This is a genomic window from Clostridium sp. AM43-3BH (assembly GCF_003479985.1).
Classification (GTDB): domain Bacteria; phylum Bacillota; class Clostridia; order Lachnospirales; family Lachnospiraceae; genus Otoolea; species Otoolea fessa.
In genome coordinates, this window is sequence record NZ_QUIH01000002.1 from 426040 (window position 1) to 444003 (window position 17964).

Genomic DNA, 17964 nt, shown 5'->3' on the forward strand with positions numbered 1-17964 from the left:
CCTTTTACTCTTCTACCAGACGGATCGCTCCGGTCGGACATGCTTTTACGCACAATCCGCACGCCGTACATTTGGACGGCTCCAGATAATCATCACACTGTACCATAACATTCTCCGGACAGAATCCAACGCACATCAGACAGCCGGCACATTCTTTCTTATTCAGCCGGTAAACGCCTCTCGCATCCTCCGTAATCACACCTGTATTGCACACTTCAGAACATTTTCCACACTGTGTGCACACAGCAATATGATGGCTTCCATCCTCCTTGTCGGTAATGCGGATGCAGGATTTCATTGGATCCGAAACCTTGTAAAATGCCTTCGAACAGGCTTCTTCGCACTGGTGGCAGCCAATGCAGAGTGATTCATCTTTCTCTAATCGTCTCATCACAGTTCCTCCTTTTTGCCTAATTTCATTATTTCATCCGAAACAGATACATATCCGTCCCGAATCACTTCCAAAAATATGGCTCCTGCCGAAAGGCGGCAAAAAACTCCTTTTTCATGGTAAATACACTCTGGAAAACACTTTTTTCCATACCCGGAGACGCGGAACACCGCCCCTCCCACCGCCAGAAGATCCCCCGTATTTAACTGGGTGGTATCTATTCCCTCCGTTATCAGGTTTGCCTTGTAGCGGCGGAAGCAGAGTCCCGGTTCTGTCTGCTTCTCCATCCAGTCCCGGGTTTCTCCCGCCAACAGCGAAGTCTGCCTTTCACCTCCCGCTGCATGCCGGTCACCCTCCATTCCGATCCCCCTTCGGAACCAGGCGCTCTCCACGGCTTCTCCCGGCTGTCCCCTCTGCCGGAACAGATATAATTCACGCACAACTGCTCCCATCTAATCCCCTCTTTTATAAATATAAAATTTCTCCGGTTCTTGCCAGCCCATAACCACCGAGCTTCTCCACTCTCTCTGCAAACTCCCGGCTTTTCAAAACCGCCAGGAAATGCTGTACCGGTGGAAAATCCAGAAATCTGACTGGAATCGCAAAGTCATACTCTTCCCGTCCAATCTCAATAAAATCAAGTCCCATTGCCCTGGCTGCCGACTGGATTCCCATGCCCGCGTCTGCATCGCCGCCGGACACGGCAGCCGCCACTGCCATATGCGTTGCCGCCTCTCTGTCATATCCGTGAATCTCTTCCGGTGAAATACCGGCTTCCTTCAGCTTATAATCAAAAAGGACTCTTGTCCCCGCTCCTCTCTGTCGGTTGACATAATTCAAACCACGTAGATCTTCAATTTCATGGATTCCAAGCGGATTTCCTTTTTTTACGATAATTCCCTGAATTCGCTCAACACCTTTGACAAGTGCCATTTTTTCACCCGCAAACAGTTTTTTCAGGATCGCAATATTATATTCTCCTGTCTCTTCATCCAGCAGGTGGGTCGGAGCCAGATGCGCCTCTCCCCGCTTTAATGCCATTAAACCGCCCATACTGCCTACATGCGTACTGGAAAGGTAATTACCCGGGTACATACACGGCAGCAAATCTGCCATCACATCCAGAATCAGATCATGGCTTCCGATTGCCACTGCCGTACTTCCAATTTCCTCCAGGGAACGGTATAGCTCTACGTCAACGGTATCTCCCGCCTCGACCCCCTCGCTGTTCTGAGGAATCACACAGAATCCGTCTGCCCGCACCAGGCTCATTGCTGCTCCCGCCCCGCGCGCCAATGGAGAAGCGACGAGCTTGTCACCCACTTCTCCTACCTTCACCCGCACATACTCTTTATGTTTCAGGGATGATACAAGGCGTTTGGATATGACAGCCCGCACCGTCGTGCCGCCTGTTTCTGTACGTCCTGCCAGTTTCTGCAGCACAGGAATTACAAAATTTTCAAAGTTGATATAGGCGGATACCGGATATCCCGGAAGTCCGATCACCGGTTTTCCATTGACAATCGCCAATATTACCGGTTTTCCCGGCTTGATTGCCACCCCGTGTACCAGAACCTCCCCCAATTCCCGAAGTACATGAACCGTAAAATCTTCGGTTCCTGCACTGGAGCCGGCATTGACAATCACCATGTCATATTTTTCAACTGCCTCTGCCACCTTTTCTTTCAATGTTTCATACTCATCCGCAATCGGCGGAAAACGATGGGGCGCACCGCCATGTTCCGTTACCAGTGCCTCAAACACTCTCGAATTCGATTCGATGATGTCCCCATCCCTGGGTTCCTGTCCCGGCTCTATGATTTCGGTTCCCGTCGGAAAAATCGCTACCGACGGCTTTTTCAACACCTCAATCTCTGTAATTCCGCCAGACAGGAGAACACCTATATCAATCGGGCGTATCTCATGATAACCGGGCATCAGCATCTCACCCGCTACGATATCTTCTCCGATCGGGCGCACATGCTGCCATGATGCTGCTGCATCCGTAATCTGCACCGATCCATCTTCCTGCTCCAGCAGATCCTCCGCCATGATAACTGCATCGCATGGTGCGTGAATCGGATCACCCGTATCCACCACTGTAAAATCTGTACCTGGATATAGGGTAAGTGGTTTCCGCTCCGATGCTCCTTTTGTTTTCTCTGCCTCAACCGCGATTCCATCCATCGCTGCCGCATTGTAAAGCGGAGAACAATATTTCGCATAGACTGCCTCTTTTGTAATCCGGTGCAGACTTTCCGTCACGGGAATCCATTCTGCCTTGGGTCTTAATAATTCCCCCAGTGCTTTCTGGTAAAGGGCTTTTGCCTCCTCCACCGGTGTATTATTCAGATATAAATTTCTCTTTCCCATCTCTGCCTCTATTCTGTTTCCACCAGGCTCTGCCGATCCTTTATTCTCCGCCGCTCTTCTGGAAACAATTCATTTTAAAAACGGTATACTTTCACCTGCTCACCCTTCTTCAGACCCTCCTGATTCATATCAATCAGAACGTAGCCGTCTGCCTCTGCCATCGTCGAAATCAAGCCTGATTTTCCAAATACCGGTTCTGCCTCCAGCCCCTGGGGAGCCATCTGAAGCTTTACCAGCAGGCAGGTTGTTTTTCCGGGTGCACCCGCCAGGTTCGTTGTCATAAAGGCTTCTAACGGAGGTTGATCCGGCTGACCGGTTACCTGCTTCCAGAGCCACACAAATAATAAATGGAAAACGGCAAGCGCTGCTGCCGGATGCCCAGGAAGTCCTCCTAACAGCGTATGTTTCTCTTTATCATATCCCAGAATCGTCGGTTTTCCCGGTTTCAGTGCCAGCCCATGGGTAAATACTCCCTCCTTGGAGATGCGGTTTAATATCTCCATAGTCATATCTTTCTTTCCCTGGGAACTTCCTCCGGAGATCAGAATCAAATCACAGGCTTTGACCGCCTCCCTGATTTTCTCCTCTAAAAGTACTTCTTCATCCTTCACTGCCTCTGCCGAAACAAGCTCCAGACCTGTCTTCTTCACATAACATGACAGCGCCCATGTATTAATATCCCGCACCTGCCCCGGTCCAGGAACCTGATCGATCCTGACCAGTTCGTCGCCCGTCGATAGAACTGCCACCTTCCACGGTTTAAAAACCGGCACCTGCACCACGCCAAGCGCTGCCAACGTTCCCGCCTGCGCCGGGCCAATCCGGGTTCCCGCTTTAAGGACTATATCCCCGGTTTTTACATCTTCTCCCGGAAGCACGATGCATTTTCCATACGGAACATTTTCATACAGGGCAACCTCATCTGTTCCGAACCGTTCACTGTATTCTACCATCACCATGGCATCTGCCCCTTCCGGAACCATGCCGCCGGTCGGCACATAGGCACAGGTACCCGGTTCAATCTTTGATACCGCCGGATGTCCTATCTCTACTTCTTCCAGCACCTTCAGAAAAACCGGGATACTTTCTGTTGCGCCCGCCGTGTCCTTTGAACAGACTGCATACCCATCTACACTGGAACGGCGGAATGCAGGAATCATTTCCTCAGAGACAATATCTTCTGCTAAAATGCAGCCAGATGCATCTGCAAGCGCAACCCGCTCCGTCTCTGGCAGGCACTCTTTTGCCGCTTCAAGCAGACGTTCCCGCGCCTGCGCCAGCGTATCAACTTTCAATAACTTCATAGTTCCTCCCTTGCGGCATGATTCTTCTTCGCGAAGGTATGCATCCATGCGAAGTGCTTTTGATTCATGGACCGCCTCTCCGAATGAAACAGAAAAACGAATACAGAAAACATTCCGCTCTCTGTATCCGTTCCTGATAATGCAGTCTGCCTCTTATGGCTTTCTGCTGATATGCACTTATCTACATCAGGCTTTGCTTGGGCTGGCGGAATTTACTGCTCTTTTCCAGAACTTCCGGGGCTTCATCCCGGTCATCCGAGAGCTATTCCTTTCCAATGCATCGTCTGATGCGGGGAGGCACCCGCGTTTCCCCGGATACCCATTGGCTTTTCTTCCATCCTGTCAATCGGTTCACAGCTTAGGCAGAAAAGCTCGAAATCAACTCTGTATAACTGCCGCTCTCGTGCGACAATTCTCTTTCTCATGATTTTCTACCAGAAATTATACCACATTTTCACAAACTGTGTCAATCATCCCAAGCAAAACTCTTTCCATTTTTTTCATATTTAGCGCAATCGCCTCGCATTTTTATTCATATTTCTGAATTTTTTTCATTTTCACGATATGAAACCTCTGTATCAGCCAGATATCGGCGGATGGACGGGTGAGACGGGTGAAGAAGGATTTCTTCCGGTGTTCCAGACACCAGAACATTCCCCTGCTCCATAAAATGTACCTGGTCACAAATCTTGCGGACATGCACCAGCTGATGGCTGATTAGCAGCCATGTCATCTTATTTTTCGTCTGCTGCTCCCGCATCAGCTGTTCAAACAATTCTGTACTGTCAGGATCCAGATTGGAAAGCGTTTCATCAACAATCACAAACGCAGGGTCAAATACCAGCGCCCTGATAAATGATAATTTCTGCTGTTCCCCGCTGCTCAGGGAACGGGCATACTGATTTTTTTTCTGCAGAAGCCCGCATCGTTCCAGCCAGGCATCCATCTTCGCCTCATCTGGGCGGATTCCCCGTATTTTCAGCGGATAGATCAGGTTCTGATACACCGTATCATGCAAAAGATACGGTCTCTGTGTTGTCATCGTGATATCCCGGGGTGTCAGTCCCTCGTAATCAATCCTCCCGCCATCTGGAACCAATATCCCCTGTATCAGCTTGGAAAGTGTTGTTTTTCCGCAGCCATTGGTTCCTATCAGACCATGAACCTTCCCGCTCTCCAGATACAGTTCCTCGATTTGAAGCGTAAACTGACCCATCTTCTTTTGCAGCTTAGAGATTTTCATCCGGTGTCTCCTCCTGTCTGAAATGTTCTGCCAATGTCTGTACCGCAAATGCCAGAAGCATCAGGATCACTCCCAAAAATACCCCTTCATAATAATCGCCTGCACCTTTCAGGGTTGAAATCGCAGTCGTCATTGTCCGGGTGCTGTTTTTTATATTTCCACCTACCAGAAAGACCGCCCCGACCTCACTGATGGAACGCCCATATCCAGACACAACCGCAAAATAAATTTCATTTTTCATTTCACGCAGCAGAAGCCGCGCGGTCTGATGCCGGTCAGCTCCCATCGTCCTGGCAAACGCCCGGATCGAAGGCGCCGTGCGGACCGCATATGAATATACCATTCCACAGACGATCGGAGTGATGATCAGAACCTGGGCTGCCACCATTCCTTTGATCGTAAATACCCATCGAAGCGCCCCAAACGGACCTTTTTTTCTCAAAAGCATATATGTGAGCAGTCCGATGACAACCGGAGGTGCTCCCATCAAGGTCCGGTTCACGCGGACTACCAGCTTTTTTCCTGGAAATTTCGTCTGCTCCAGCACAAGTCCCAGAAAAATTCCAAGCATGGACGCAATCAAGGTTGACCAGAAAGACATCACCAGCGTTACCCGGATAGAATCTATCACTCCGACCGTACCAAAAAATTTTGAAAACAGGTTTCCCATATTTTTTCTCCCAGCATATCCACTGAAACACCTTATGTTCTGCAGGCGTTCTCATTTTCTCAATTCTTAATGACAGAAAACCGGAAAAAGTGCATCCTCCCTTCTCCGGTTTCCTGTTTATACATTATAAATTCTGCAAGGTTCAACTGCCTGCTTTATTCGTTTAAATACGCTAATCCCAGCACTGCCGCATATCATCCGGCAGTATTCTATTTCTGCTCTGCATTCGGGAAGAATAACGGCTCGCCGTACTCCTTTACGCCGTATTCACCGATCAGCGTCTGGATTTCCGGAGAACAGATCCACTTGATAAACGTATTCGCCGCCTCGTTGTTGACATCCGGATATTTCTCCGGATTTACTGCGATAACGCCGTACTGGTTTAAAAGTTCCTTGCTGCCTTCACATACAATATCCATATCCGGGAAATCTGCCTTCTTGGCAAGCCAGGTACCGCGGTCAGACAGGCAGTAGCCACCTTTTTCATCTGCCATCGCCAGTGTATCAGCCATTCCAGCGCCTGCCGATACATAGTTTGGATTGCTCTCATAATCTGTAATTCCCAGCTTCTCCCAGATTCCGGTCTCCTTGTTATGGGTACCAGAGTTGTCTCCACGGGACACAAATGTCAGCTGCTCGTCCATGATCTGTTTAAATGCAGCGTTGATATCATCCGTCTTTGCAATCGGACCATCCTTCGGTCCTACGATCACGAAATCATTATACATAACCTGGAAGCGCTCTACACCGTAGCCGCTCTCCACGAATTCTTCTTCTTTTGCTTTAGAATGAACCAGTATCACATCGACTTCACCATCTTTTGCTTTCTGAATCGCATCACCGGTTCCTACTGCCGTCCACTGTAAGTCAATACCTGTATCCTCTAAAAAGATTGGCTTTAAGTAATCCAGAAGACCTGTATTATCGGTACTGGTCGTCGTTGCCATCAGAAGCGTCTCTCCGGATGCTTCCTTGGTCTCCTCTGCACTGCTTTCCTCAGCAGCCTCTGCGGTTGTCTCTGCGGCGCTTTCCGCCTCCGTTGTCTCTTTTGCGCTTCCGGAGCAGGCTGTCATAGACAATGCTGTCATGGCCGCCATTGCCAATGCAATGATTCTGTTTGTCTTCTTCATGAAATTGTTCTTCTCCCTTCTTTTGTTTAAGAATACGCTGAAAAACATTTCATCGGAACGAGACTCTGGCAGAGGATGCGCCGCCTTTTACCAGCTGCCTTTCTTCCTAAATAAGCAGCAGGTCCTACTTCTCTTTCCAATGCATTTCTTTCCAAATGCGGGAGGCATCCGAGTTTCCCCTGATACCCATTGGCTGTAAACCCTGACAATATACTGTGTTAGGTTTTTCAGCTCGAAATATAGTTTTCCTGGCTTCTGCTGTCCGGGTTCTTCTAATACTTCCCGAAACATCCTTATACATTTTTACTATACCATGGCAAAATTCCTCTTGTCAACCGGGCAACTTTCACATGAGCGAAATTTTTTCATTTTTTCAAGCTTCTTATTTATTTTGTTTTTTGTTTTCTACTGCTCTTTTCTACTGTTATTCTGGATTTTTAGTCTTTTTTCACTTCTATCTTGATTTTCCCTTTTCATATTTGTGCGATGCTCTTTTAACTGTGCTTAATTTTTTGTTTTTGTTTTATATATTATGAATATTCAAACCATTTTATCTTTTCTACAATTTTCACTTTCTTTTCACGCATAATATCCTCATTTTTGCCGATTGTAAGCCCCATTTTTCTATGGTATCTTATATGTTATATTAATTTTCTTTTATAGTCATTCCGCACTCCGCTTGTTTCAGCGTGATCGGATGATTATTTTTCAGATTCGTCTGTTAAAAATTAAATTAATACTTTTTTTTCAATTTACTCTTGTATTCTTGAGATGGTTGTAGTATTATAGACTCAGAACTAGAACACAGTCTAGTTTTTTGCAAAGGAGGGGGAAAGAATGGCAGAAACTCCTTACATATTTAACATCCAGAAATTTTCAACGCACGACGGCGATGGTGTCCGCACCACGATCTTCTTCAAGGGATGTCCCTTACGCTGCATGTGGTGCCACAACCCGGAGAGTCAGCATTATTATAAGGAACTGATTTTTCATCAGCACAAATGTACCACCTGCGGCCGATGCGTTGCAAAATGTAAACAGGGAGCCAATTCCATCGTAGACGGCAAGATTGTATTTGACCGTTCCAAGTGTACCGCCTGCGGCGTCTGTACCGACTGGTGCATCACAGAGGCCCGGGAGTTGGCCGGTAAGGAATACACGGTAGATGCACTTGTCAAGGAAGCGATGAAGGACAAAATCTTCTATGAGCAGTCCGGCGGCGGTGTAACACTCTCCGGCGGCGAGGTTATGGCTTCCCAGCATATGGACTATGTGGAAGAAGTCTGTCGCAAGCTCCACGAGAACGGTGTCAGCATTTTCATCGACACCAGCGGCTACACAGATTATAAGAATCTGAAGCGGATTCTTCCTTACGTAGATGTTTTTCTCTACGACATCAAGGTGATGGATCCGGAAGACCACAAGAAATATATCGGCGTTGACAATTCACTGATTCTTGAGAACTTAAAGAAATTAAGTGATGAGGGCGCTGGTCTTTACATCCGGCTTCCGATTATCCAGCAGGTCAACGCAACCGATGAACACATTGAAAGTGTCATCCATTTCCTGAAGGAAAATAATATTCACGCACGTCAGGTAAACCTTTTACCTTATCATGACATCGGAAAGGGTAAATACGCCAGCCTCGACATGGAGTACCATGATGATGAGATGAGCGTACCGGTGTCCGAGCTTATGGAACACTTTAAGTCCATGTTCGAAGAACAGGGATTCAACAAAGTCAATATAGGAGGATGATTTAAATGGCAGAGAAAATTGATACTTCATTCGTAATCAACACACCAGAAGGTCTGTTAAAAGACAACGACCGCGGATGTACCGAGAGAATTAAAAGACTGAGAAGAATCAGCCATTCCACCCAGCCGCATCTGGATCTGGAAAGAGCAAAAATTGAAACCGATGTTTACAAAGAGTACGAAGGTTCCGTATCTGTACCGGTTTTAAGAGCTCTCGTTCTGAAAGAGTACTTCTCCAGAAAAACTCTTTACTTAGGCGAGGATGAGCTGTTAGTTGGTGAGAAGGGCAAAGACCCGCAGTGTTCACCGACTTTCCCGGAGCTGTGCTGTCACACCATCGAAGATATGCACATCATGAATGATCGTAAACTGGTTAACTTCACTGTTACCGAAGACGATCTAAAGCTTCAGGAAGAAGAGATCATTCCGTACTGGAAGAACCGTGCAGTCAGAGAGCATCTCTTAAAAGCTATGACCCAGGAATGGAGAGACTGCTATGAGGTTGGTATGTTTACCGAGTTCATGGAGCAGCGTGGACCGGGCCATACAGCCGGCGGCAAGAACTTCTACATCAAGGGCTACGGCGATTACAAGAAAGAGATCGCGCAGGCTATCAAAGATCTTGACTACTTCAATGATCCGGAAGCTTATGACAAAGAGCAGGAGCTTCGCGCTATGGATATCTGCTGCGATGCTATCATTATCTTAGGTAAGAGATATCATGATCTGGCTCTTGAGAAGGCTGCTGAGGAGAAGGATCCGGTCAGAAAAGCAGAGCTTGAGCAGATTGCAGCTAACTGTGCCGTTGTTCCGGAGCACAAACCGGAGACCTACTGGCAGGCACTTCAGATGTACTGGTTTACACACCTTGGCGTTACAACCGAGTTAAACCCGTGGGATGCATTTACACCGGGCCGTCTGGATCAGCATCTGATTCCGTTCTATGAGAAAGATACCGCTGCAGGTACTCTGGATGATACCAGAGCTCTTGAGCTTCTTGAGTGTCTCTGGGTTAAACTGTTCAACTCTCCGGCTCCGGTTAAGGTTGGCGTAACCTTAAAAGAGTCCGGTACATACGTAGACTTCGCAAATATCAACTCCGGCGGTGTGAAGGAAGATGGTACAGACGCAGTTAACGCTGTTTCTTACTTAATCCTTGACTGTATGGAAGATATGAGACAGAACCAGCCAAACTCCAACGTACAGATTTCCAAGGTTACTCCGGATAAGTTCTTAAAGAGAGCTTGCGAGATCGCTCGTCAGGGTTGGGGCCAGCCGGCATTCTACAATACCGATGAGCTGATTCAGGAGCTGGTAAATCAGGGCAAATCCCTGGTAGATGCAAGAAACGCTGGATGCTCCGGATGTGTTGAGACCGGTGCATGGGGAACCGAGGCTTATTGGCTGACCGGTTACTTAAACATCCCTAAGTGCTTACAGCTCGCTCTGTATGATGGCTACGATGTAATGTTCAAAAAACAGATCGGACCGCACACCGGCAAGGCAGAAGACTTCAAATCCTATGACGAACTGTGGAACGCATTCAAGACACAGCTTGAGTACATCATCGATGTTAAGATGCGCGGCAACCTGGTTATCGAGAGAATCTACTCTCAGATGATGCCGGCTCCGTTCCTTTCCATCTGTACCGATGACTGTATCAAGAAAGGTAAAGACTACAACGCAGGCGGCCCGAGATACAACACAAGCTACATCCAGGGTGTTGGTATCGGTACTATTTCCGATGCACTCTCCGCTATCAAGTTCAACGTATTTGACAATCAGAAGTTTACCATGAAAGAACTCATCGACGCTATGAACGACGATTTCAAGGGCCATGAGGACATTCTGAACCTGGTTAAGAATAAAACTCCGAAATACGGCAACGATGATGATTATGCAGATGACATCATGGTAAGTGTATTCAATGAGTACAAAGATTATATTACCGGCAGACCGACCACCAGAGGCGGTGTATATCATGTAGATATGCTTCCGACCACCTGCCACGTATACTTCGGTGATGTTATGATCGCTACTCCGAACGGCCGTCTGGCTCATAATCCTCTGTCTGAGGGTATCTCTCCTGAGAAGGGTGCTGATATCAACGGACCGACCGCAGTTGTTAAATCCTGCTCCAAGATGAACCACTGTGAGACCGGCGGTACTCTGCTGAACCAGAAGTTTACTCCGGCTGCTATCGCAGGCGAGAAGGGTATTGACAACCTGGCTGCTCTGATTCGTTCCTACTTTGCTATGAACGGACATCATATGCAGTTTAACGTTATCGACCGCCAGACTCTGATCGAAGCTCAGAAGAATCCGGAAGAATACAAGGAACTGATCGTCCGCGTAGCTGGATACAGTGACTACTTCCGCAACCTGGATAAACCGCTTCAGAACGAGATCATTGAGAGAACCGAGCAGAGCTTTGGAGGCTGTGGCTGCTGTTAATTGCTCGCAACAGTTTGACAACTCTAAAAGTCTTAAGTTCAACATATAATGCCTTCTATGAAAATGATATAGCCCCAAAAGGGCGGAAAGCCCCGGCAGCGAAACTGCCGGGGCTTTCTTATTTCTTTATCCTTATCTCAATATCAGATATTCCGCTCTACTCTGTTATCATTTTTGACCTTCTCATACAAATAACCGCCAGGGCAACTGCCAATCCGCCTGACAGCACCTTGCTGATCATATAGGCTGTTACCCAGTTTCCCGGTATCAGGGACGCTACAAGGGTCATCTGACCGCCTACTACATAGGCACCTGCCACAGAGAAAGCGGCATTTAATACTTTCCCGCGCTTATCCATCTTGGAAAACAATGGCAGCATCGCAAGGCTCTGTATAAAGGAAAGGAACAGTCCGACAACTGCCTCCTCATTGATACCCAGGATCGCCCCGATGCGCTGGATCGGCTTTTGGAGACGTTTTAACGCCACCTGCGACAGCACCAGACCGCCGCACGCTGCGATGACCATGCGGAGTACCATAAAAAGCATTTCCTCAATCAAGGCATCCTCGACAACCGCATACTTCGGCATGAAAATTCCGAAGACCGCCACACCAAACAGGAGAAAACTAAAAATACGGATCGCATTTCCGATGAAAATCATGATCTTCATCGTCAGCTTCGGAACCAACACAAATGCCGCAATCAGCACCACGCACAGCACCAGCACCGGAATCATATTAAAAAAGAGCTGACGGACAGGCAGACCCAGCATCAGACCTCCGACCGCCAGACCAGACGGTATGGCAATCAGTCCGAAGATGAACCCCCGCATCAGCTCTCCTATTTCATCTTTTCGAACGGCTGCCAGAAAAACCGGCAGCTGGTATCCGACCGTCATACCCAGACTGCCTGCTACCATCGCACCGGTAAATGCCGCCAGCGCTGGTGTCGCCGCCAGCTTCTGTGCCATGCCAAGCGCCCCCATATCCGGCGCCAGAAGGCAGCTTGGAATGAGCGCCGGATCAAACGGCATATGCTTTGCCGCCTCTGCAATCGATTCCGCGTGGGTCTGCACATATGTAACTCCGATCGCAAAAAATCCGACCGTGGACATCGCCAGACCGCCCATGGTGGCAAGCCCCTTTTCAAAATTCGGCATCAGCCCCAGCTTTCCTCCCAGCATCTCATCCACAAGACCGGCTGCCGCAAACACCAGCATGATCGCAATGAATATGTTCATAAGCCGTACCTCCCAGCTTTTCCCTATTTCTCTGTTTCCACTTATTTTCCCTCTATCAGGTACATTTCTCTGTCAATCACCGTTCTTTTTCTACCTCGCCAGCAGCTGTATCAGCACACCCCCGATCGTCAGCATCAGTGCCCCGCAGGAGCGCGTCACAATCTGTGCAAATGGAAGCAGTTCCATCCGTTTCGAACTGCTGAGCACCGCCACATTTCCGGAACCGCCCATGTTCGTCGTACACATCCCCGCTGCGATCGATGATTCCAGCGGATAAAATCCCATCTTGATGCCGATCAGTCCGGCGGTCAGTGTGATCGCCCCGACAATCAGCACGACACTGAGCAGATAAAATGGAGTGATGGTGTGCAGAATCGTCTTTAAATCAATCAGCGTCGCTCCGATTCCAGTCAGCGCCGCCGCCGTCCAGCTGTGGATCGCGAACTGTCCCCACTCTCTCGCCGCGTCCTCCAGGCGATCTGAAAGGATTCCCGTTCCCTTCACAATCACAACTGCCACAATCATCCACGCATATGTCGGTACAATCGAAATAAAATGATGGCAGAGCGCCCCCAGTTCATAAAATGCCATCGAAATGATAAGTCCCGTACATAAGAGTGCGAAGGTCGGTTTCATCGGAGGCTGTTTCTTCACTTCGTGACCGTCATTGACAAGGCAGCCATTTCCGGTCAGAGATGGCTTTCGCTCGCCGATATTATTGGCTAAACCGCCAAAAATGATCGCCACACAATTTCCCAGCACCGTCGCCGGTGCGATCCGCGTCAGGATCTGTCCGGCGTCCGTCCCCAGAACCGACGAATACATTGCCGACAGAGGCACTGCTCCCGCCGTCATGCCGCCGCTCGTCATCGGAATACCGATATACAGGATGCCTTCCAGAAAACTCTCCCCCATCACCATACCGAGCAGACCTGAAAGTATCACGCCGACTGCCAGCGATATGACAGCTGTCGGAAGCAGTTTCACCGTTGCGCGGATCAGAAGCCCGCGGTCGATATTGAAAAGACTTCCTGTGATCAGCGCTGAGATATAGAAGACCAGAAATCCTTCTTTGTTGACAAAATTGTCCAGGATCTCATGCGTCTGCTCCGGAATCAGCCCCAGTGCCTGGATGACCGCCGCCCCCAGAATACAGATGACCGAGCCGCCCAGGTACGTTTTCACAACCGGTGTATGATTTCCTAAAAAATTGAGTCCCTCGCCCAGCACCATCAGCGCAATCATGCCGCCGACCAAGCCTGCCGGAAGACAGTCCATATACATACAGACCACCACCAGCGCCAGGATGCCTAGATACAGAGGGATGGAAAAACCAGCGATCGTATTAGCTTTGCCAGATATTTCTTTCCTCTCTTGCTGCATTTTTCATTTCACCTCTGAGTATTAATTTCTTCCACAACACTTCTTATATTTCTTCCCAGATCCGCAAGGACACGGATCATTCGGATAAATCTTCTCCACCTTTTTCGCGGTTACCGGTGCTGGCTGGGACATTTCCGGCACCATCGCCGGCATGCCGCCGATCATACCTCTCTCACTTAATTCCCACGGTTTATTTCCGCGGTTTTCTTTTGTTCTCGTATTGTTGAACGCATCCATGAGAAGTCTTAAAAATTCGCCCATCTGCTGCTCGCTCTGGAAGACAATCCCTTCTTCATGCATCTTATTCATCAGTTCTGCCGGTGATTTTCCTTCATAACTGCTGGCCCACGTCTCAAAGCACCATCTAGCCGCTTTCTCATACGGCACATCCAATTTTTTTATGAAATAGGACTCCAGCTCCTTATAAGCCAGTACCCCTGCCTCATACCCTTTCTGACAGATTTCATCCAACTGCTGTGCAGACGGAATATAGAATTTTTTATTCTGCTGCTGTTTCAACAAAGCAGTGAGTCCATCACCCTCAAAAACTGGAAGATGTACATACAAGCCCCTCTCGGAATAAAGCGGATTCTCTTTCGGCAGGTCCTGCATTCCCAGTTTCTCCATCGGGAAAATGCAGGATTCTGTGATGTCCTCCGGCATTTCCTCCAGCATCCCGATCATTTCTTCGATCGTGCCTTTCACCTTCAATTTGTACAGTTCATACAAAATTTCCAGCGGCGCAATCTCATAATAATCGATAAAGAAGCTGATACACTTCATCAGCCAGCCTTTTTTGCTCTGAACCGCCCGGAATGCCTCATCGTCAATCCCGCTAAAACCCTGTGCAATCTCTTCAAAGACAGTAAAGCAGTCACTCACTTTCTCAAAACTTCCAAGTATGTATTTATATAACTGCATTCCATCCATAATCTCTTCTGCAGAAATTTTCTGTGGCTCGGTACAGGCTTTGCAAAAAAGCACCATCTGCTCTTTCGTCAGGCATGAAAGTCTACCCCGGAGTGCCTCTTCCGTCGTTAAATATTCTACAATTCGGTCAATCAGGTCATCCTTTTTAAGTCGGGAACAGTTCTTTAACTCGTAGCTTCTTGCTTCGTTTAATAAGTCTTCTTTGGTCCATTCTTTTAAATATTCTCTTAATAACATACAATTTCCTTTTCTCATCTTACATCGTTTCATGCTTCTCTTCATATTTTTTTATTATACTTTTAAATGCACATGGATTGCAAGATATATCGTTACATATTTCTGCTTCGCGCGAGTGCGCATCATTGACATTACACAAAAATACAGCCTGTCTCCAAACTTCTCAGGAAACAGACTGTATCGATTAAGGATTATGGTAAATAAAGGATTGTCGTAACTGTTCAGTAGGTCTGCGCATTTACTGCGCTGACCGTACGAAAACATGGGCCAGCAGGCAAAAATCCCATTGCCGCAGGCAATTTTTAATGGATTTTTGCGCGTGACTGTGAAGGTACTGAATAGTTACGGATTGTCTATATTTTACAGAAATACCGCCAACTCTTCTAGCGGCTTGCGATCTGCATGCAGCCTGGACGGATGAGCTGTCTCTGCCGGATATCCAAGCGGCAGATAGGCCGTCGGCTGTAAGCCCTTCATCTCTGGGAACTGCTCCAGCAATTTTTCTGGATTAAACATACCAACATACGTTGTTCCCAGTCCCAGTTCTGCTGCCTGCAGCATCATCTGGGAAACCGCCAATGTCACATCGATCTCTCCATGGTTTTTCCCGTCCTCTTCCCGTTTCCAGGAAATCTCTGGATCATAGGCTGCTACAATCACAACCGGCGAATGAAAATGACACGCCGTACATGCATCCGCTTTCGCCAGAGCCTCCTCACTCTGCATCACGAAAAAGCGCTGTGGCTGTAAGTTATGTGCCGTCGGGGCTTTGCGTCCTGCCTCCAGCACTTTCTGTAATTTTTCCGCCTCAACCGGGCGGCTGTCAAATTTACGAAGTGAATAACGTGCATCACATAATTCTTCAAATTTCATAGTAATCAAAACTCTCCTTTGTATTGCAACTAATAACTACGAATCCGATCCGAATCCTCTTCTCCCGTTTTCTCGATCTTCCGGATCTCCACCACATAGCTGCTCTTATCGTTGACCTTCACTTCCACCTGGTCACCCACATGGTGTCCTTCGATCGCTTTTCCGAGCGGCGACTCGATGCTGATCCGGTTTTCCAGGGAATTGCCCCGGATGCTCGTTACCAGACGGTATACTTCTTCCTCGTCGTCATCCTCAAAATACAGAGTAACCGTATCATTCATTCCGACCTCATCCGGGCGGGATTCTTCCGATACGATCTTAGCGTGCTTCAGCATATTTTCCAGATAGCGAATACGGCTTTCATTCCGGTTCTTATCCTTCTTAGCAGCATAATATTCGAAGTTTTCGCTCAAGTCACCCTGTGCGCGCGCCTCCTTGACCGCCTCGATCGCCTCTTTGCGGACCACCAGCTTCCGATGGTCGATCTCTTCCTGAATCTTCTTTACATCACTTTCTGTCAGCTGCTCTCTCATGTCTTACTCTGCCAGTCCCTTTTTTTCTATCATTTCTACAACCTGTGCTACATATTTTCCGCAGATTTCATCCGTCGGTGCCTCGACCATCACGCGGATCAGCGGCTCTGTACCACTCGGACGAACTAAGATTCGACCGGTATCGCCCAACGCATCCGATACCTTCTGAACCTCCGCCTGCACGTCGCGGTCTGCCTGCGCCGCCTCTTTATCCTTGACTCTGACATTTTTCAGAACCTGCGGATAAATCTGCACCTCATCAGCCAGCTTTGCAAGTGTCTCTTTCTTCTCCAGAATCACTTCCATCAGCTTTAATGATGTCAAAATGCCATCTCCGGTCGTCGCGTGCTTGCTGAAAATGATATGGCCCGACTGCTCGCCTCCCAGACAGTGACCGTTCTGGGACATATTTTCATAGACATACTTATCGCCAACCGCCGTCTTCTCATAAGAAATGCCCTCGCGCTCAAATGCCTTATAAAGACCGAAGTTCGACATAACCGTGGTGACAACCGTATTGTTGACCAGCGTGCCCTGCTCTTTCATGTATTTTCCACATACATAGAGGATCTTGTCGCCATCCACCAGCTTGCCCTCACTGTCCACTGCCAGGCAGCGATCCGCATCTCCATCATAAGCGAATCCAACGTCCAGATGATTTTCAACCACATATTTCTGCAGTCCCTCGATGTGGGTGGAACCGCAATTTGTATTGATATTCAGACCATCCGGCGTGTTGTTGATGACGTGTGTCTCCGCGCCCAGTGCGTCGAATACGTTTTTCGCAATCGCGGAAGCGCTTCCGTTTGCACAGTCAAGACCTACCCGCATATTTTTGAAAGACCGTGTTGCCAGGGAAATCAGATAACCGATATAGCGGTTGCGTCCCGCCGCATAGTCAACGGTGCGTCCGATCGCATCGCGTTTGGCAAATGGAATTTCGCCCATCTCGCCATCCAGATACGACTCAATCTTCTCGATCGTCTCCTCCTCCAGTTTCTCGCCGCGTCCATTAATGACCTTGATTCCGTTGTCATAGTATGGATTGTGGCTTGCGGAGATCATGATACCGCAGTCAAACTCCTCGGTGCGTACAACATACGATACACTCGGAGTAGTTGTCACGTGAAGCAGATAGACATCTGCGCCGGAAGCGGTCAGTCCCGATACCAGTGAATACTCAAACATATAGCTGCTGCGTCTCGTATCCTTGCCGATCACAACCCGGCAGCGATCTGCTTTCGTCTTCTGTCCATAGTACCAGCCCAGGAAACGACCTACTTTATAGGCGTCCTCCACGGTCAGCGTCACATTTGCCTCGCCGCGGAATCCGTCTGTTCCAAAATATTTACCCATTTTGAGAGTTCCTCCTACATCATCAAATACAGAGTCCAAAGGTCATGTACATTTATGGAAATCCCCCACTAACATACATGACCTTCTACG

The 17964-nt window shown here is 48.3% G+C and carries 15 protein-coding genes and 2 riboswitches; of the genes, 2 read left to right on the forward strand and 13 right to left on the reverse strand.

The annotated features are described in order from the left end of the window. Window positions 1-4: 4 nt before the first annotated feature. The 7 genes from DW931_RS05320 to DW931_RS05350 form a co-directional block, all read right to left on the reverse strand. Entirely contained in the window at window positions 5-391 is a 387-nt protein-coding gene (locus DW931_RS05320; RefSeq protein ID WP_022360326.1) for a 4Fe-4S binding protein, read from the reverse strand. Continuing rightward, a complete protein-coding gene (locus DW931_RS05325) occupies window positions 391-843 on the reverse strand; it encodes an MOSC domain-containing protein (RefSeq protein WP_118481929.1) in 453 nt (150 codons plus the stop codon). Before DW931_RS05325 ends, DW931_RS05320 begins: the two co-directional genes overlap by 1 nt. Before the next feature lie 13 nt (window positions 844-856). Then, a complete protein-coding gene (locus DW931_RS05330; RefSeq protein WP_118468389.1) occupies window positions 857-2764 on the reverse strand; it encodes a molybdopterin biosynthesis protein in 1908 nt (635 codons plus the stop codon). A 74-nt stretch (window positions 2765-2838) separates the two neighbouring features. Continuing rightward, the gene (glp, locus tag DW931_RS05335; RefSeq protein WP_118468391.1) at window positions 2839-4068 is read right to left on the reverse strand and encodes a gephyrin-like molybdotransferase Glp; all 1230 of its coding nucleotides are present in this window, start codon (window positions 4066-4068) and stop codon (window positions 2839-2841) included. A gap of 249 nt (window positions 4069-4317) precedes the next feature. After that, window positions 4318-4458, reverse strand: a riboswitch (molybdenum cofactor riboswitch). 142 nt (window positions 4459-4600) lie between these two features. Further along, entirely contained in the window at window positions 4601-5311 is a 711-nt protein-coding gene (locus tag DW931_RS05340) for an ABC transporter ATP-binding protein (RefSeq protein ID WP_107001403.1), read from the reverse strand. Next, window positions 5298-5981 carry an ABC transporter permease gene (locus DW931_RS05345; RefSeq protein WP_022360331.1) on the reverse strand — a complete coding sequence of 228 codons (684 nt, stop codon included), beginning with the start codon at window positions 5979-5981 and terminating at the stop codon, window positions 5298-5300. The genes DW931_RS05340 and DW931_RS05345 overlap by 14 nt, the downstream gene beginning before the upstream one ends. Before the next feature lie 209 nt (window positions 5982-6190). After that, complete coding sequence (locus tag DW931_RS05350; protein ID WP_022360332.1) at window positions 6191-7111, reverse strand: substrate-binding domain-containing protein; 921 nt, start codon at window positions 7109-7111, stop codon at window positions 6191-6193. 128 nt (window positions 7112-7239) lie between these two features. After that, window positions 7240-7361, reverse strand: a riboswitch (molybdenum cofactor riboswitch). Window positions 7362-7948: 587 nt separating this feature from the next. Between DW931_RS05350 and DW931_RS05355 the strand changes: the two genes are divergently transcribed. After that, window positions 7949-8869, forward strand: coding sequence for a trans-4-hydroxy-L-proline dehydratase activase (locus DW931_RS05355; RefSeq protein ID WP_118468393.1), 921 nt, complete (start codon window positions 7949-7951; stop codon window positions 8867-8869). 5 nt (window positions 8870-8874) lie between these two features. After that, window positions 8875-11322 (forward strand): trans-4-hydroxy-L-proline dehydratase, encoded by a 2448-nt coding sequence (gene hypD, locus DW931_RS05360; RefSeq protein ID WP_117796067.1) that lies wholly within the window; start codon window positions 8875-8877, stop codon window positions 11320-11322. A gap of 157 nt (window positions 11323-11479) precedes the next feature. Here hypD and eutH read toward each other — a convergent pair whose 3' ends face one another. From eutH to glmM, 6 genes are all read right to left on the reverse strand, one after another. Continuing rightward, entirely contained in the window at window positions 11480-12562 is a 1083-nt protein-coding gene (gene eutH, locus DW931_RS05365) for an ethanolamine utilization protein EutH (RefSeq protein WP_107001400.1), read from the reverse strand. A gap of 90 nt (window positions 12563-12652) precedes the next feature. After that, window positions 12653-13945: a 2-hydroxycarboxylate transporter family protein gene (locus DW931_RS05370; protein ID WP_118468395.1), complete on the reverse strand. Its 1293-nt coding sequence runs from the start codon at window positions 13943-13945 to the stop codon at window positions 12653-12655. A 21-nt stretch (window positions 13946-13966) separates the two neighbouring features. Further along, window positions 13967-15130, reverse strand: coding sequence for an SEC-C metal-binding domain-containing protein (locus DW931_RS05375; protein ID WP_207664439.1), 1164 nt, complete (start codon window positions 15128-15130; stop codon window positions 13967-13969). Between the two features lie 342 nt (window positions 15131-15472). After that, the gene (locus DW931_RS05380) at window positions 15473-15985 is read right to left on the reverse strand and encodes a nitroreductase family protein (RefSeq protein ID WP_117796070.1); all 513 of its coding nucleotides are present in this window, start codon (window positions 15983-15985) and stop codon (window positions 15473-15475) included. 29 nt (window positions 15986-16014) lie between these two features. After that, window positions 16015-16518: a transcription elongation factor GreA gene (gene greA / locus DW931_RS05385; RefSeq protein ID WP_022360596.1), complete on the reverse strand. Its 504-nt coding sequence runs from the start codon at window positions 16516-16518 to the stop codon at window positions 16015-16017. A 3-nt stretch (window positions 16519-16521) separates the two neighbouring features. After that, a complete protein-coding gene (gene glmM / locus DW931_RS05390) occupies window positions 16522-17874 on the reverse strand; it encodes a phosphoglucosamine mutase (protein WP_107001396.1) in 1353 nt (450 codons plus the stop codon). Between the last annotated feature and the right edge of the window lie 90 nt (window positions 17875-17964).

Bases quoted from the DNA above. Each gene is read 5' to 3' on its own strand.
- glp (WP_118468391.1), bottom strand. From the start codon at position 4,068: ATGAAGTTATTGAAAGTTGATACGCTGGCGCAGGCGCGGGAACGTCTG.
- DW931_RS05345 (WP_022360331.1), bottom strand. From the start codon at position 5,981: ATGGGAAACCTGTTTTCAAAATTTTTTGGTACGGTCGGAGTGATAGAT.
- DW931_RS05325 (WP_118481929.1), bottom strand. From the start codon at position 843: ATGGGAGCAGTTGTGCGTGAATTATATCTGTTCCGGCAGAGGGGACAG.
- DW931_RS05330 (WP_118468389.1), bottom strand. From the start codon at position 2,764: ATGGGAAAGAGAAATTTATATCTGAATAATACACCGGTGGAGGAGGCA.
- eutH (WP_107001400.1), bottom strand. From the start codon at position 12,562: ATGAACATATTCATTGCGATCATGCTGGTGTTTGCGGCAGCCGGTCTT.
- DW931_RS05375 (WP_207664439.1), bottom strand. From the start codon at position 15,130: ATGAGAAAAGGAAATTGTATGTTATTAAGAGAATATTTAAAAGAATGG.
- DW931_RS05350 (WP_022360332.1), bottom strand. From the start codon at position 7,111: ATGAAGAAGACAAACAGAATCATTGCATTGGCAATGGCGGCCATGACA.
- glmM (WP_107001396.1), bottom strand. From the start codon at position 17,874: ATGGGTAAATATTTTGGAACAGACGGATTCCGCGGCGAGGCAAATGTG.
- DW931_RS05380 (WP_117796070.1), bottom strand. From the start codon at position 15,985: ATGAAATTTGAAGAATTATGTGATGCACGTTATTCACTTCGTAAATTT.
- greA (WP_022360596.1), bottom strand. From the start codon at position 16,518: ATGAGAGAGCAGCTGACAGAAAGTGATGTAAAGAAGATTCAGGAAGAG.
- DW931_RS05340 (WP_107001403.1), bottom strand. From the start codon at position 5,311: ATGAAAATCTCTAAGCTGCAAAAGAAGATGGGTCAGTTTACGCTTCAA.
- DW931_RS05355 (WP_118468393.1), top strand. From the start codon at position 7,949: ATGGCAGAAACTCCTTACATATTTAACATCCAGAAATTTTCAACGCAC.
- hypD (WP_117796067.1), top strand. From the start codon at position 8,875: ATGGCAGAGAAAATTGATACTTCATTCGTAATCAACACACCAGAAGGT.
- DW931_RS05320 (WP_022360326.1), bottom strand. From the start codon at position 391: ATGAGACGATTAGAGAAAGATGAATCACTCTGCATTGGCTGCCACCAG.
- DW931_RS05370 (WP_118468395.1), bottom strand. From the start codon at position 13,945: ATGCAGCAAGAGAGGAAAGAAATATCTGGCAAAGCTAATACGATCGCT.